12 protein-coding genes are annotated in these 15697 nt (G+C 59.5%); 1 reads left to right on the forward strand and 11 read right to left on the reverse strand.

Annotated features, from left to right (window positions below; all coding sequences use genetic code 11):
* Positions 1-66: 66 nt before the first annotated feature.
* The gene (locus HZB23_05635) at positions 67-1203 is read left to right on the forward strand and encodes a serpin family protein (GenBank protein ID MBI5844134.1); all 1137 of its coding nucleotides are present in this window, start codon (positions 67-69) and stop codon (positions 1201-1203) included.
* A gap of 77 nt (positions 1204-1280) precedes the next feature.
* Here the strand turns inward: HZB23_05635 and HZB23_05640 are convergent, their stop codons facing one another.
* The 11 genes from HZB23_05640 to HZB23_05690 all read right to left on the reverse strand — a co-directional run bounded on the left by HZB23_05640 (position 1281) and on the right by HZB23_05690 (position 15580).
* Positions 1281-1616: a phage holin family protein gene (locus tag HZB23_05640; protein ID MBI5844135.1), complete on the reverse strand. Its 336-nt coding sequence runs from the start codon at positions 1614-1616 to the stop codon at positions 1281-1283.
* A gap of 72 nt (positions 1617-1688) precedes the next feature.
* Positions 1689-2318 (reverse strand): hemolysin III family protein, encoded by a 630-nt coding sequence (locus HZB23_05645; GenBank protein ID MBI5844136.1) that lies wholly within the window; start codon positions 2316-2318, stop codon positions 1689-1691.
* Between the two features lie 179 nt (positions 2319-2497).
* Positions 2498-3358, reverse strand: a complete 861-nt coding sequence (locus HZB23_05650; protein MBI5844137.1) for a spermine synthase — start codon at positions 3356-3358, stop codon at positions 2498-2500.
* The gene (asnB, locus tag HZB23_05655) at positions 3352-5277 is read right to left on the reverse strand and encodes an asparagine synthase (glutamine-hydrolyzing) (GenBank protein ID MBI5844138.1); all 1926 of its coding nucleotides are present in this window, start codon (positions 5275-5277) and stop codon (positions 3352-3354) included. The genes HZB23_05650 and asnB overlap by 7 nt, the downstream gene beginning before the upstream one ends.
* 196 nt (positions 5278-5473) lie before the next feature.
* On the reverse strand, positions 5474-6301 hold the full coding sequence (locus HZB23_05660) for a diaminopimelate epimerase (GenBank protein MBI5844139.1): 828 nt from the start codon (positions 6299-6301) through the stop codon (positions 5474-5476).
* Position 6302: 1 nt separating this feature from the next.
* Positions 6303-7562, reverse strand: coding sequence for a diaminopimelate decarboxylase (lysA, locus tag HZB23_05665; protein MBI5844140.1), 1260 nt, complete (start codon positions 7560-7562; stop codon positions 6303-6305).
* Positions 7563-7755: 193 nt separating this feature from the next.
* Positions 7756-9150 (reverse strand): argininosuccinate lyase, encoded by a 1395-nt coding sequence (argH, locus tag HZB23_05670; protein MBI5844141.1) that lies wholly within the window; start codon positions 9148-9150, stop codon positions 7756-7758.
* A gap of 76 nt (positions 9151-9226) precedes the next feature.
* Positions 9227-9451, reverse strand: coding sequence for a hypothetical protein (locus HZB23_05675; GenBank protein MBI5844142.1), 225 nt, complete (start codon positions 9449-9451; stop codon positions 9227-9229).
* 126 nt (positions 9452-9577) lie between these two features.
* Positions 9578-11410 (reverse strand): acyl-CoA dehydrogenase, encoded by a 1833-nt coding sequence (locus HZB23_05680; GenBank protein ID MBI5844143.1) that lies wholly within the window; start codon positions 11408-11410, stop codon positions 9578-9580.
* 397 nt (positions 11411-11807) lie between these two features.
* The gene (locus HZB23_05685; protein ID MBI5844144.1) at positions 11808-13574 is read right to left on the reverse strand and encodes a protein kinase; all 1767 of its coding nucleotides are present in this window, start codon (positions 13572-13574) and stop codon (positions 11808-11810) included.
* A 98-nt stretch (positions 13575-13672) separates the two neighbouring features.
* Entirely contained in the window at positions 13673-15580 is a 1908-nt protein-coding gene (locus HZB23_05690; GenBank protein ID MBI5844145.1) for a protein kinase, read from the reverse strand.
* Positions 15581-15697: the final 117 nt, after the last annotated feature.

Below are 15697 nucleotides of genomic sequence, written 5' to 3' on the forward strand. Positions count from 1 at the left end.
GGTGATGACGGATCCAAACCGGCCGCCGCAGCACCGGCCTCTGGTTTAAGGGAAGCCGCGCCATTGGTGGCTGAATTTCCGCCCGATCCCGATTCAATATTCTGCGCAATGGACTTTTTCCGTGAGCTCCAAAAAACCGAGACCGGCAACTTCATCTTTTCGCCTTCAAGCCTCAGAAAGGCCCTGGCCCTCGCCTGCCTTGGGGCCAAAGGCGGCACCAGGGAGGAAATCGCGCGGGTCATGCGCTTTTCCCCGGACTCGCCGGTCTTTCTGGATCACTGGAAAAAATTTACGGGCCGCATGAACTCCATTGGAAAGTCGAAAAAACTTTCCATTGAAGGGGCGGACGCTCTTTTTATCCAGGAAGGCTATCCGTTTTCGGGCGCTTACATGGAAAAAGCCGAAACCGTGTTCGGGGCTGAGATTAAGCCCGTGGACTTCGCCTCAGGGGACGCCCTTTCCGAAATGGACGACTGGATATCCAAAAAAACCAGGGGCCTCATCAAAAACGCCATACCCCCAAATCTTATCACCGCCGAGGCCCGCATGTTCATTCTGGACACCCTGTTTTTCAAGGGCGAATGGGCCGACCCCTTTGAAACCGAACTGACCGAAAAGGAGCCCTTTTTTCCGTCCGGCGGCGGGCGTGTGATGGCAAAAATGATGCACGCCCACTCTTATTACGGTTATTCCGAAAACGAGTCCTTCCAGATTCTTGAACTGCCATACTCCCAGGGGCTCAACATGATAGTGGTGCTGCCCCGGAAAAAGGACGCCAAAAAATCCGATTGGGCAAAGCTTGATCCAGAGGACTTGGACCATCGGCTCAAACGCATGGACCGTGTAGAGGTGGAGCTCGCCTTTCCGAAGTTCGACTGCACATCGAGCCTGAACCTGTCGAAAACCTGCCAGGCCCTTGGAATAATGGACGCCTTCAGCGACATTTCCGCCGATTTTTCAGGGATAACCGGCCAGAAGGGGCTTTACGTCTCAGCCATAGGGCAGAAGGCAAAGATCACGGTGGATGAAAAAGGCACGGTTGCGGCTGCCGTAACCTACGACGGACCGATGGTTGCGGCAGCTCTGGAGGAACCACCCAAGCCCATACAGTTCATCGCTGATCACCCCTTTGCCTATCTCATAATGGATTCGGCCAGCGGAACGGTGCTTTTCATGGGAAGGGTAGAAAACCCGGCTGAGTAATAGATGCGGGGCCAATTAGGCGCATCGCAATTTGGGTTATGCGACCGGGTGGTATAATCGCAAATGTCTTGTCCGCCTCACACCAGCTTGTACAGCGCCCAGTTGACCAGCGAGATTATGACGGAGGCCCAGACTGCGGGGAGGAAGCCGTTTATGCGGAAGCCCCGGATGAGGCCGGCGGCGATCTTCAGCATCACTGCGTTCAGGATAAGCAGAAAGAGCCCCAGGGTCAGAATGGTTATGGGGATGGTTAAGATGAACAGGACCGGGCGCACCACGGTGTTCAAAACCCCAAGGGCGGCGGCTGCGAAAATGGCCGCGCCGATGCTGCGCACGTATATCCCCTTCACCGCGTAGGACGCCGCCAGAATGGCCAGGGTGAGAATTATCCATTTTATGAGGATGTCTTGCATGGCCCGCCTCCTATGTTAAAAATATCCGCATCCCGGTAAATCGCCTGTTTCACCATCCGGACTATCGCGGCATCACTTCACCGGCAGGTAAAAAAGCATCCCGAAAAAGTGGAGGGTGCTTCCGGCAAGCACGAAAAGATGCCAGATGGCGTGGAAATAGGGTTTTCTGTCCAGAACGAAGAAGATCACCCCAAGGGTGTAGGAAAGGCCCCCAAGCACTATCCAGAAAAGGAGGCCCGGCGGAACAATGGCCAGCGCCGGTTTTATGGCGATCACCAGAAGCCAGCCCATGAGAAGATAGAGGGCCACGGAAACCGCCTGGAAGCGCCCGGTGAAAAAGGCCTTGAACCAGATGCCGAAAAGGGCCAGGCCCCACACCGCGCCGAAAAGGCTCCAGCCCCAGGGGCCGCGCAGGTGCACCAGTGTAAGGGGGGTGTAGCTTCCGGCGATCAGAAGATAGATGCACGAGTGGTCCAGCACCTGGAAAATCCTCTTCACCCTCTGGTTGGTGAAGGCGTGGTAGAGGGTGGAGGCGGTGTAGAGCAAAACCAGGGTGGCCCCGAAAATGGAAAGGCTCACCACCCTCCACACATCGCCGTAACGCACCGAGAACACCACCAGGAGCACCAGGGCCGCCACGGCGAGCCCCGCCCCCACGCCGTGGGTGAGGCTGTTGGCGATCTCCTCGCCGCGTCCCGGCATCCGCCCGGCATTTTCCTGAACTCTTTCCTCGCTCATTTTTTCCTCAAAACCAAAAAATCCCCGTCCATCGAAAAGGCCGGATAAAAACGATGAACACGGAGCGCAAAAAGCCAATGAGCAGGCGTACTAAAGGTACGTGGCGGAATTGGCTTTGAAGTGTGACACCGCAGTTCGCGTTTTTAGCCGCCTTTTCGGGCCGAAACGCCGAAGGCGGCCTTTGCTTCAACCACATTTATGAACCCGGCCTCTTTGAGCCTTTTGATGACTCCCGCCGTGTTGCGCTTTCCGGACGTGCTTTCCGGGTTTCCGATGTAATGGAAGAGCCTGCCGCCCTTGGCCAGCGCCCGGAACAGCTTGCGATGGAATTCCAGGGAATAGAGATGCCCGGCAAGGGCGAATTCGGGCGGATCGTGGATTATCCGGGAAAAGGCTCCGTCTGGAAATCCGTCGATCACATCAAAGCTGTCGCCGAAATGCCGGGTGATCTTGGGGTTGTCGAAAAGCTCCCGCGACCAGGGGTTGAAACGGGCGATGTCGCTTACCTTCGGGTCAAACTCCACGGTCTCCACCGAGGCCGCCGTGCGGGCCGCGAGAATGGCGGTATAGCCAAGGCCCGTGCAGGTGTCCAGCACCCTGCCCGTTCCTGCGCCCACAGCCTTTATCTTCTGTACCGTGTCGGCCCAGGGGTCTGTTCCCTTTATGCGGTGCATGGAGCGGCCCGCCACAAGCACCGTGGGAGCGCCCACAGTGGGATAGAGGCTCACGGGCCTGTCGGTTTTTTCGGAAAACGCCTGGATTTTGACGAGGGCTCCGTCATCGCCCCGCATGAAGCAGGAGGTTTCGGCCCTTGCCACGGCTTCGAGCCCGTCCCACGACAGGGGCTCGTGGCCCGGAAAAACGACGCCTTCGGTGTAGAGTTCCACTCTAACCCTTGAGACGCCAAGGTCCGGCGAGGACACCGTGGAATCCAGCCCCTTTTTACGGGCGTCCAGCAGGGGCCGGGCCTGAAAGAGCGAGATGACGAGGGGCGCGGTCACGATTTTAACCACCGGTCCCGCCACATCTCCCACATCAGAAGCGCCCAGAGGCGGTGTGCGTGGTTTTCGGAGCCATCGAGGTGGGATGAAACAAGGCGCGAGACGAAGGAGGGATCGAAGAGGCCCTCGCGCCTGATGCGTTCGTCCGAGAGATGATCCAGAAGAAGCGGTTTCAACTCGTTTTTGAGCCAGGCCCCAACCGGCACGCCGAAGCCCATCTTGGGCCGCTCGAAAAGCTCCTGGGGAACGTACCGGGCAAGGACACGGCGGGCAAGGATTTTCCCGACACCATTATTCATCAGGAATTTTTCCGGGAGTTTCGCGGTAAACCCGAAGATGCGGTGGTCCAGAAGGGGCACCCGGACTTCCAGGGCCACCGCCATGCTGGCCCGGTCCACCTTGGTGAGCATGGCGTCTGGCAGATAGGTCCGCCGGTCGGCGTGCAGAAGGCGCAAAAGCGCTGGCCAGGAGGTGGTTTCGGAAAATGCCTCCTCGTAAACGCCTGCTATGGGCGGTTTTCCGGTGAGGGCCGCGACTTCGGGGGGCGTGAACACGGCAACCGTCATGCGGTAAAGCTCCGAAAGGCCCTTCTGGCCGATGACCTTTACGAGCTTGTCCCACTTGTCGGGAAAGTTCTCCACCTTAAACCTCTGGGGCAGGTAGGGCCGCCAGGGCAGATAGGCGGCCTTCGCCCAGGAGGCGGGAAAATGCCTCATGGCGAAAGCGGCGGAAAGCCGGACCGGAGCAGGCACCCTGGCCAGGACCCTGGCAAGATCGGCAACCGTGGCGTAGCGCACGTAGCCGCCGAACTGCTCGTCGCCGCCGTCGCCCGAAAGGGCCACGGTGACGGAGCTTTTCGCAAGGTGGCTAACCAGGAAGGTGGGGATGCCGGAAGAATCCGCGAAGGGCTCGTCGTAGATTTCGGGAAGGCGCGGAACCACCGAAAGCGCGTCTTCGGGGCTGACGTAAAGGCAGGTGTGGTCGGTTCCCAGGTGATCCGCCACGGCCCTGGCATAGGGGGCCTCGTCGAAGCCCTTTTCCGAAAAGCCTATGGAGAAGGTCTTCACCCTTCCGCCTGCGGCTTTCGCCATGAGGGCTGTGACCAGGGAGGAATCGATGCCGCCAGAAAGAAGCGCTCCCACGGGCACGTCCGAAACCAGCCGGTCGGAGACCGCCGCCGTCGCCAGCCGGTCAAGCTCGTCCTCGGCGTCGGACGCGGAAAGGGAGGCGTCGGGCGCTGGCGTGGGGAGCCTGTACCACTGCTCCACTTCAAGCGTTTCTCCGTCGTAAACGGCGAAATGGCCCGGCAGGAGCTTTTTCACGCCCGAAAAAATGGAAAGCGGCCCCGGAACATATTGATAATGCAGATAAAGCCCAAGGGCGTCGGAGTCGATTCCGTCGCAGACCCCCGGAAAGGCCATGAGGGCCTTCAACTCCGAGCCGAAAACAAGGCCGTTTTCCGAAAACGCGTAATAGAGGGGCTTTTTGCCCATCCGGTCACGCGCCAGAAAGAGCCTTCGGTTTTCCGCGTCCCAGATGGCAAGGGCGAACATGCCCGAAAAACGCGAAAGGCATTCCGGCCCCCAGAACCGGAACGCCTTTAAAATGACCTCGGTGTCGGAGCCCGAAAAAAAGGATTCCCCGCGCTTTTCAAGCCCGGCCCGGACCTCGCGGAAGTTGTAGGTTTCGCCGTTGTAGACGATGGCGAACCTGCCGTCTTCCGTAAGCATGGGCTGATGGCCGGCAGGGGATAAGTCTATAACCGCGAGCCTTCGCTGGCCCAGGCCCACGCCTGCTGCTTCATCGAAAAAAAGGCCGGAGTCGTCCGGGCCCCGGTGGGCCAGGGATTCCACGGCCCTGGGAAGACAATCCCGAAACCGGTCAAAATTTTTCCGGGCGAAAAACCCGGCTATGCCGCACATGGAGCGCCCCTGCAATAGGCATTTGGAACCCGTAGGTCGGGTGGTTTTTTTCGACACAAAATAGCGCCAAAGTAAGCCTGGATAAAAACGATGAAATGCAAGGAAGGCGAAAAGCCAATGAGCAAGCGTACCAAAGGTACGTGGCGGAATTGACTTTGAAGCCTGACACAGCAGTTCGCGTTTTTAGACAGGCGACTCAATCAAGCGCGTCCGGTTCCCACGTGGCCTTGTAGATTATCCTCGCGTCGCCTTCCAGGAAAACATCGGTAAACCCTCCCTTGATCTTCCTGAAATGAACTGTGAGGGCGGACCCGCTCCTGGTCATCACCTTGACCGGCGAGGGTCTGCCGTCAATGGCGTGGGCCATGAGGGCCGAGGCAACGCTTCCCGTGCCGCAGGCAAGGGTTTCGCCCTCAACCCCGCGCTCGTAGGTGCGCACCTTTATGGTGTCGCCCCGGAGCATTTCCACGAAATTGACGTTGGTGCCCGCCGGAGCGTAATCGGCGTGATAGCGGATGATGCGGCCATGATCGGCCACGCTGGCCTTTTCCAGGTCGTCCACCCTGACCACCACGTGGGGAACCCCGGTGTTCACGGAGGCCACGTTGTAGGCCCCGCCGTCCACGACGAGCGGATGGAAATACTTTATGTCGGTCGGGTCGGTGAGCCTGACCTTAACCCTCCCGTCCAAAACCTCGGCCTCGATTATTCCGGCCAGGGTTTCAAACTTCATGGACGGATTTTCGACGATCCCGTTGAGATGGGCGAACCGGGCCGCGCAGCGCGCGCCGTTTCCGCACATCTCGGCCCGGCTTCCGTCGGAGTTGTAGAAGTTCCAGGCGAACTCCGCCTTGTCGGACTTCTCGATAAAAATAAGCCCGTCGGCCCCCACCGAGAGCTTATGGCGGCAGAGTTTCCGGGCAAGCTCCGGCATATCCGCCACGGCCACCCGTCCGTCGCGGTTGTCGGCCACAATGAAGTCGTTTCCCGACCCGCACATCTTGAAAAAAGAAAATGGTTCCATATCATTTATCCTGTTCGGGAAAGGTGCTTTCCCCTCTTGTCAGGTCCTCGTAACGCTCCCGCTCGCGGACCACCGCGAACTTCTCGCCGGAAACCATGACCTCGCAGGCCTTCGGCCTTGAGTTGTAGTTGGAGGACATGGAAAAACCGTAGGCCCCGGCGCTCATCACAGCCAAAAGGTCCCCGGTTTTCACGTCCTTCATCTCGCGGTCCTTGGCCAGGAAATCGCCCGATTCGCAGATGGGGCCGACCACGTCTGCCGTGACCGTTTCGCCCTCGCGGGCCTCCACCGGCCATACCGCGTGGTAGGCCCCGTAGATGGAGGGCCGCAGAAGGTCGTTCATGCCCGAATCCACGATGACGAATTCCTTGGTTCCGCCGGTTTTGAGATAGAGAACGCGGGTGAGAAGGATTCCGGCGTTGCCCACGATGGCCCGGCCCGGCTCCAGGATGACGGTTACCGGAAGGTCGGCCAGGGCGTTTTTCACAGCCTCGGCGTAGTCGTCGGGCAGGGGCGGGGTTTCCTCTGCGTAGGTGATGCCAAGGCCGCCGCCCACGTCCAGGTACCTTATGTTTATGCCGTGTCCGGCCAGTTCCCGCACAAGCGCGCTTACCGAATCGACGGCCTCCACGAAGGGGGAGACCTCGGTTATCTGGCTTCCTATGTGAAAGTCGATGCCTACGATCTCTATTCCGGGCAGGTCCTTTGCCGCAAGGTAGGCGGCTATTGCCTTTTCCTTGTTCACGCCGAACTTGTTTTTCTTGAGTCCCGTTGAAATGTACGGGTGGGTTTTGGGGTCCACGTCCGGGTTGACCCGAAGGGCTATGGGAGCGCGCTTACCAAGGATCATGGCCCGCTCGTTCAACAGGTGAAGCTCGTCGAAGGACTCCACGTTGAACATGAGGATTCCGGTGCAAAGGGCCATGTCCATCTCGCCCACGGTCTTTCCCACGCCGGAATAGACGATTTTGGATGCCGGGATTCCCGCCGACAGACCCCGGAAAAGCTCGCCGCCGGAGACTATGTCAAGGCCCGACCCCAGGCTTCCCAGCAGATTCAGGATGGCTTTCGAAGTATTGGCCTTGGCGGAAAAGCACACCATGTGCGGAACTCCGGCGAAGGCCGATTCAAAGGCCCTGTAGTGGCGGGTGAGAGTGGCCTTGCTGTACACGTAGCAGGGGGTTCCCACAGTCTTGGCCAATGCGTCGAGAGGGACATCCTCACAATAGAGGCGGTTGTTCCGATAATTAAAGTGATGCATTTTCTTTTCCTATCCGCCCGTCTAAAAACGCGAACTGCTGTGTCAGGCCGTTGCGGCCGGGTCGTCATGTACCTCGGTACTACTCCTCCCCGCCCGCAATGGCCAACCTTCGCATTTCATCGTTTTTATCCAGGCTTGGCTCCCTAATATCAAGGGGTTTGCAAATATCAAATATAGGTGCAACTTCCTGGGTTCAACTCTCCTTGTTTTCGCGCAAGACTTCCTTGATTGCTTTATCAAGGGCCTCGGCCACCCGTTCGGAGGACGTGGCCCCCAGGCATTTGCGGCGCTCCACCACGGCCCTTGTGTCAAGAAAGCTGTAGATGTCCGCTTCCACGCGGTTCGAGAAGCCCTTCAGTTCGGGAAGGGAAATCTCCGTAAGCTCGCGCCCGGTGGAAACCCCAAGGGCCACGGCCCGGCCCGCAACGTGGTGGGCCTCCCGGAAGGGCACGCCCTTTTGAACCAGATAATCCGCAAGGTCCGTGGCGTTCAGATACCCCCTGCCCGCCGCATCCTCCATCTTTTGCGTGTTGAACGCAAGGGCCGCGATCATGCGGGCGAAAACCGCAAGGGAGCTTTTAAGGGTATCGGCGGCGTCGAAAACGGGCGGCTTGTCCTCCTGCATGTCCCGGTTGTAGGCCAGCGGCAGGCCCTTCATGAGCGTAAGGAGCGTGGTGAGGCTTCCGAAGACCCGGCCCGTCTTTCCCCTCACCAGCTCCGCCACGTCCGGGTTCTTCTTCTGGGGCATGAGGGAACTTCCGGTGGTGAAGGCGTCGGATATGCGCACAAAGGCGAACTCCGAGCTTGACCACAGGACCAGTTCTTCCGAAAACCGCGAAAGATGCATCATGCTTATGGATGCCGCCGAGAGGAAATCCAGGGCGAAATCCCGGTCCGAGACTGCGTCCATGCTGTTTCCGGACACCCGGGCGAAACCAAGTATTTTGGCCGTGAACTCGCGGTCTATGGGAAAGGTGGTTCCGGCCAGCGCCCCGCTTCCCAGGGGCATCACGTTGACGCGGTCGAAACACTGGGAAAAGCGTTCGGAATCCCTTGAAAACATCTCGAAATAGGCAAGAAGGTGATGGGCCAGAAGAACCGGCTGGGCCCGCTGCATGTGGGTGTAGCCCGGCATGACCGAATCCTGGTTCTCCTTCGCCAGATTCACCAGGGCGAGGCGCAGCTCACGCAGAAGCCCCATCACGGCCCGGATTTCATCCCGAAGGTAGAGCCTTAAATCCAGCGCCACCTGATCGTTCCGGCTCCGGCCCGTGTGCACCTTCTTGGCCGTCTCGCCGATGATCTCGGTGAGGCGGCTTTCGATGTGCATGTGGATGTCTTCCAGGGAGTCCGAGAACGCGAAGTTTCCGGCCTCGATTTCGGCCTTCACCGCGTGAAGCCCGCTTATCAGGGTTTCAGCCTCTTCCTCGGCTATCACCCCTGCCAAGGCCAGGGTCTTCACGTGGGCCACGCTGCCCGCAATGTCATGGGCGTAGAGCCTCTTGTCCACCGCGATGGAGGAGGTGAAGGCCTCCACCAGCTCGTCCGTGCCCTCTCCGAACCTTCCGCCCCAAAGTTTTTCGCTCATTACGGCTTTCTCCGGCTATGGGAGATTTTTGAATATTCCAAATGGCCTTATAAATTAATGTGCCTCAATACTATTCTCAGCATTGCAATACTGGCCACATTAAACCAGAAAAGCCCTGCAGTCCGTCATTCCGGCGAAGGCCGGAATCCAGTTTTTTGCCTTGTGCGCCTTTTTCTGGACCCCGTCCTACGCCGGGGTGACGGGCTTTGGTGCTCTTCACCTTTCCTTTCGCCACTATATCCATATGCGGCAAAAAGTTCATATCTTTATAAAGTAATGCGCCCCATATTTTTTTCAACATGAAACGCTTTTTAAGCCATCGCCGGAATCATGTCCACCCTTAAAACCAAGCGGGCGGGGCGCGCCGCAAAAAAGCGCGATACCCCGCCCGATCAGGTGAATCAATCAGGACCGCCTTTTGAGGGGCCTATCCCAGGGAAACGTCGGCTATGCTCACCGCCGCGTCTTCCATGACCATGATGGAATCCATCTTGCCGCCGGTGACCGGAAGGACCGTGTTGATGAAAAAGGCCGCCGTCTTCACGAGGCCGTCGTAATAGGCGGCTTCCTTGTTCCCCGCAACCACGGCGGCAACTTCTTTGCCTGCCGCAAGTTTGGCCAGGGCCGGGGCCGCGACCACCGCCCGCCACAGGTGCATCCATCCAAGGAAAAGATCGCCCATGGCTTCCAGGAAGGGGCAGGCGTGGGCGAAGGCGGCCAGGGCCTTGGGGGAGCGCACCGCCCCGGCAAGCTCCTGGGCGGTCTTTGCCAGCTTGTCGCTCGTTGCCTCAACCCGTGCGGCCATTGCCGCAAGGCCTTCGATCTTCTTGGCTTCTGCGATTGTCGCGCCTATCTGGTTCAAGAACTCTATGAAAACCTTGCCGCCCTGCATGGGAATCTTGCGGGCCAGAAGATCCATGGCCTGGATGCCGGTGGTGCCCTCGTAGATGGTGGTGATCTTGATGTCGCGGGCAAGCTGCTCCACCGGGTATTCCTTGGTGTAGCCGTAGCCGCCGAAGGTCTGGATGGCGTCGTTGCACACGCGCACGCCCATTTCCGTGGTGTAGCCCTTGCAGATGGGGGTGAGAAGGTCAATCTGGGCCTGCCAGCGGGCCTTGTCTTCAGGCTCGGTTGCGATGCGGGCCTTGTCCATGCACCAGGCCACGTAGTAGTTGAGGCTTCTTAAGCCGTCCACGTAGGCTTTCATGGATAAAAGCATCCGCCTGACGTCCGGGTGCTCCACGATGGCCACCTGAGCCGGGTCCTTGGCCAGGATGTTCTTGCCCTGGAGGCGCTCCCGTGAATAGTTCAAGGCGTGGAGATAAGCGGCGGAGGCGACGCCCAGGCCCTGGACGCCCACGTTCAGGCGCTCCTCGTTCATCATGTGAAACATGATTTTCATGCCCTTGCAGCGCTCGCCCAGAAGCACGCCACGGCATTTGCCCTTGCCGCCGAAGGTGAGAACGCAGGTGGCGGAGCCGTGGATGCCCATTTTTTCCTCGATTCGGTCGCACACCACGTCGTTGTCTTCGGCCAGGGAGCCGTCCGGGTTGACCCAGATTTTGGGCACGATGAAAATGGAGATGCCTGCGGTTCCCGCCGGGTCGCCCTCTATGCGGGCCAGGACCGGGTGGATGATGTTTTCAACCATGTCCTGCTCGCCGGCGCTTATGAAAATCTTGGTGCCGGAAATGGACCAGGTGCCGTCCGGGTTTGGCTTGGCCACGGTGGTGAGCGCGCCCACGTCGCTTCCTGCCGAGGGCTCGGTGAGGCACATGGTGCCGCCCCACTTGCCGGAGTAGACCTTGGGGAGGTAGAGCTTGCGCTGCTCTTCCGTGCCGTAAACCTCGTAGAGCTTGCCCGCGCCGTGGCCCAGCATGGCGTAGATTGAAAAGGCGAGGTTCGCGCCCGCGAAAAGCTCCAGGGCGGCACTTCCCAGGGTGAAGGGCATTCCCTGGCCGCCGACTTCCTGGTCGTCCGCCACGGTGAGCCATTCGCCCTCGCAGAAGGCCTTGTAAGCCTTGTGAAAGGAGGGCGGGACCTTTACCTTGCCGTTGTCGAAGGTGGCGCCGATTTCCTCGGCTTCCTTGTTGGCCGGAACCAGTTCCTTCACCGCGAGGTTTCTGGCCTCGTTCATGAGAAGGTCGAAGGTCTTGGCGTTTAAGCCGTCGTAAACCGCGCTCTTGCAAAGATCCGCCACCTTCAACTGCTCGTGGAGCACGAACTGTACGTCTCTTCTGTCGTTCAACTGCTGGGCCATTTTTTCGATCTCCTTGACGGCAATTCATATAAAGGGCGCTACGCCCCGGGGTGTCCGGTACAAGACCCCATTTTGTTGACACAACCGTCACTTCTTTGCAAGGATTTTTGACAGCGATGGCAAAAGCGGCTGACAAGGTGTCACCGAAGAGGAGGAGATAATAAGGTGACCCCGACTTCCAACAGAAGCCTCTGAAAATGGCAGGAGTGAGCCCGAACGTAACGCAAAGGATATGAGCCTGGATAAAAACGATGAAATGCAAGGAAAGCTAAAAGCCAATGAGGGAGCGTACCCGCCCAAGAAATCGCAGAGTTCTTGGGCTGAATCAGGATGTTCGTACGTGACCGAAATTGGCTTTGACGCTTGACACAGCAGTTCGCGTTTTTAGACGGGCTCTCTACATAGCCTCGAAGCGGCAGGACACCGGCCCGAAGGCGATCACCTGGGAGCTTTTGAGGGCCACGTCCCTGGGCGGGCCGGAAAATCCGGAGATGGTTCGAAGCCGCCAGAGGGATTCAAGGGGGTTGAAGTAGATGAGGGCCAGAAACCGGGGAGCGCCCTGGATGCGGATGGGGACGTTTTCCGTGCTGCCAATGGGAACGAAACATGGAATGAGCACGTATCGCTCGTTTTGGCGGTTGTTTTCGCGGGTGACCCCCACGCAGACTATCCGCTTGCCGTCCGTGTAGAGGCTCGCCGTGAAATCGAGGATGCCCCCCACGTTTATGGGGTTTACGGCTTCAAGCCTGATGTCCTGGCCGCGAGGAAGGCGTCTGCCGGACAGGAAGGTGCCGTTGGCGGAGGTGTCCCTTATGAAGGCGTCGCGCTTTTTCACTGTAAGGCTGAAATGGTTGCGGCTGGCCTTGACGTTCTTTTCCTCGTTGCCCGCCTCCGGGAAGAGAAAGGCTGGAATGTGGTTGATGTCGCGCTTCCTGCCGAAAAGCAGGCAGGTCCCAGGAACCAGCAGGTAATGGGTCCTGTCCGGGAGGATGAAGTGCGCCCTTGGCGCGTCCTGGGGCTCCAGGGAGGCGAGGGCGTCCATCACCTCCGGGCTTAGGGCCGCGTCCGGGCCGGGTACGCACGTTGGGGGGAAGAACCTGGGCTCCGGGACGGAGTCGAACACCTCGGTCCTGTCATAGGCGGTGGGCGCGCTCCCCACGCTCTCGCGGAAAACCCCCGCGCCCTGGCTGACGTCCAGAAGGGCCGCCTCCTGAAGGGACTGCTCCTCCTCGGCCATGTCCGCCTCGAAAAGCTCCCGTATATATTTGGAAAGCGCCCTCTGGTTGGTCCGCATGGAAAGGTCATAGAGGGCGTCCTCGATGTCGGCCTGCATGTCGGAGCATCGCTGGTAGCGTTTGGCCGGGTCGAGCGCCAGGGCCTTGTCGAGAACCTGGCACACCGATTCGGGAAGAAGCGGGGCAAGCTGCCTTGCGGGTGCAAACTCGGCCTTCCTGGCCCTGGCCAGAACCTGGAAGGTGTCGCCGGAATACATACGCGCGCCGGTCAGAAGCTCGTAGAGCACCGCTCCCACCGCGAAGATGTCCGTCCTGTGGTCTATCTCCGCGCCGTCGGCCTGCTCCGGCGACATGTAGGCCACCTTGCCCTTTATGACACCGGCCAGGGTTGTGGTGTTGCGGCTGGCGGCCTTGGCCACCCCGAAATCCACCACCTTCACCTCTCCCTCGTAGGTGATGAAGATGTTGGGCGGGCTGATGTCCCTGTGGACTATGTTGAGCCTTTTGCCGGAAAAATCCTTGAGGTCGTGGGCGTAGTCCAGGCCCTTGGCCACCCTGGAAATGATGTAAAGGCAGAGGTCCAGGGGCAGGGTCTTTCCCGTCTGGGCCGCCTGGTCAGCCGCCATGCGAAGATTTTTGCCGAAAAGGTATTCCATGGCGATGAAAAAATCGTTGCCCATGCGCCCGAAATCGTAGGTGCGCACTATGTTTTCGTGCTGGAGATAGGCCGCCAGGCGCGCTTCGTCTATAAAGGCGTCGATCAGGGCCTTTTCCCCCACCAGGTGCGGGAGAATCTTCTTGACCGCCACGAGTTTCTGAAAGCCCTCGTCGCCCATTATCTTGGCCCGGAAAAGCTCGGCCATGCCGCCCACGGCGATGGGGTCCAGAAGCATATATTTTCCGAAACGTATCGGACGGATGTTTCCCATGATTTCCCGTATCAGGAGGCAGGAAAGGCCGGGGACCGCGCCGGAGCCTCCCGGAGAGCGTTAGGGGTTGTTGGAATGCGGCGTCGAACGGCCTGCCCTCATTTTTTCTTGGAGGTGATAAGCCCCGTCGGCTCTATCCTGTACACCAGCTTTCCTTTCCGGTGCGACGCCTCGATGATGAGGTCGGCCTTTTTCGCGTTCACTATGCGCACGTCCACCTCGGCGGGGGTCTTGAGGCCGGCGGACAGAAGGTCCGTGATTGCGACGAAGGGGCCGGATTCGCTTTTCTTGACGGCCTTTGCTGCAGTTCTGGCGCTCACCGCCGTCTGCTCGGCCAGAACGTCGAACTCGTTTCCTGACGAGCCGCCGAAAATGACAAGGCTTCCCAGGAAAAGGGCCAGGACCCCGAAGGCCACAACCATGTAAACCTTCTTGTTGGCCGGGCTGCTGGTGAGGTCCATGGACACCACGGCTCCGGCGTCCTTCATGCGGGATGCCGCCGACGGCCTGTGGAACCTCTCGATCTCGGCCAGAAGTATGCCGGCGTCGGGGTTTTGGGGCTCCATTTCAAGCGCGCCGGAAACCAGCTCGTGGGCCTTTTCGTATTTTTTGAGCGAGAGCGCCGTCCTGGCCCTTCTTAAGCGCACGGCCACGAGCTCCGGGGCCAGGGCTTCCATGCGCTCGCGGATTCCCGGACATCGGGGGTCCAGGGTGAGGACGTCCCGGAAAGCGGCCCAGGCGGCTTCCTTATTGTCGGTTTCAAGCGCCGTATCGGCCCTTTTGAGGTGCCCTGAAATCTCCTCCCGGTTCCGGGCCACCCTGGCAAGGCCAAGCCGGGCCTGCTCGTTTTCCGGGTCAAGCTCCAGGACCTCCATCCAGATTATCTCGGCCCTCTTGTAATCGCTTCCGGTGATGGCCTCCTGGGCCTTTCTGACAAGACGCATGAGGGGCACGTTTCCCCCGCAGCGCCCGCAGAAAATGGTGTCCGGCCCCACCTCGGCCCCGCACTTCCCGCATTTTTCAAGAAGCGCCGAAAGGCCCTGGCCGCACTTGGAGCAAAACCTCACACCCTCGGAGTTCACGTAGCCGCAACGCGGGCAGTTGGCCTGGCCCCGTAGCCCGGTTTTGGACCTGCACCCCATGAGGGCGGCGGCCAGATCAGCCGCCGTGGGGTAGCGCTTGTCCGGGTGCTCCTCCAGGCACTTTCCTATTACGGGCCGGATGCGTTCGGGGACCTTCTCAAGCCGGATGGTGCGCGGGGCCTCGCCGGTGACGGCTGCGTAAAGGGTGGCCCCCAAGCCGTACACGTCGCTTCTGGGGCCGGCGTTCCTGCCGCTTGTAAGCTGCTCCGGAGCCGCGAAAAACATGGTGCCCATGAGCGTGCCGGGAAGGGTCATGTCGCTGTCCCCCTCCCGGTCCTGGGCAAGGCCGAAATCACCCAGCTTGGGTGTGCCCCGGTCCGTGAGAAGGATGTTTCCGGGTTTCACGTCCCTGTGGCAGATGCCCTTTTCGTGGGCCTGGTGAAGGGCGTCGGCAAGCTGGGCCCCCATCTCCACGGTCTCGTCCTCGGAAAGCGGGCCGTTTTTTTCGATCCTGTCCTTGAGGCTTCCGCCTGTGACGTACTCCATCTCGATCCACAGGCCCTGTTCCACTTCCAACACGTTGTAAATCTGGATGATGTTGAAGTGGTTGAGGCTTGCGATGACCTTGGCCTCGCGCCAGAACCGCTCTATGACCTTCTGGTTTTCAAGGTTTTCGGGCCGCAGGCTTTTTAGGGCCACTATGCGGCCCAGCTTGCTGTCGCGGGCCTTGTACACAACGCCCATGCCGCCGTGGCCCAGCTCGCCCACGATCTTGAACCGGGTGGCCGGGTCCTCCAGCATGACGGTTTTTACCGAGCCGTCGTTGTAGGCAGTGAGGGCGTCGTCGGTGTTGACGCTTCCGGACCGGGCTTTCCCGCCCTCCACCATCGTAAGCTGATCATCGAGCGTATCTTTTGCAGACATGGCCGCCTCTGAAAAATGTCATGGGATCAATCATCCATCTTGCCAAATTTTTGCCTCTTTTGTCAAAATCTTAGTCAGGCCCCATGAGCCTGCCAAGGAAAAGAGCTTGACCGGACT

Source organism: Deltaproteobacteria bacterium, assembly GCA_016235345.1.
Classification (GTDB): Bacteria; Desulfobacterota; Desulfobacteria; order Desulfobacterales; family Desulfatibacillaceae; genus JACRLG01.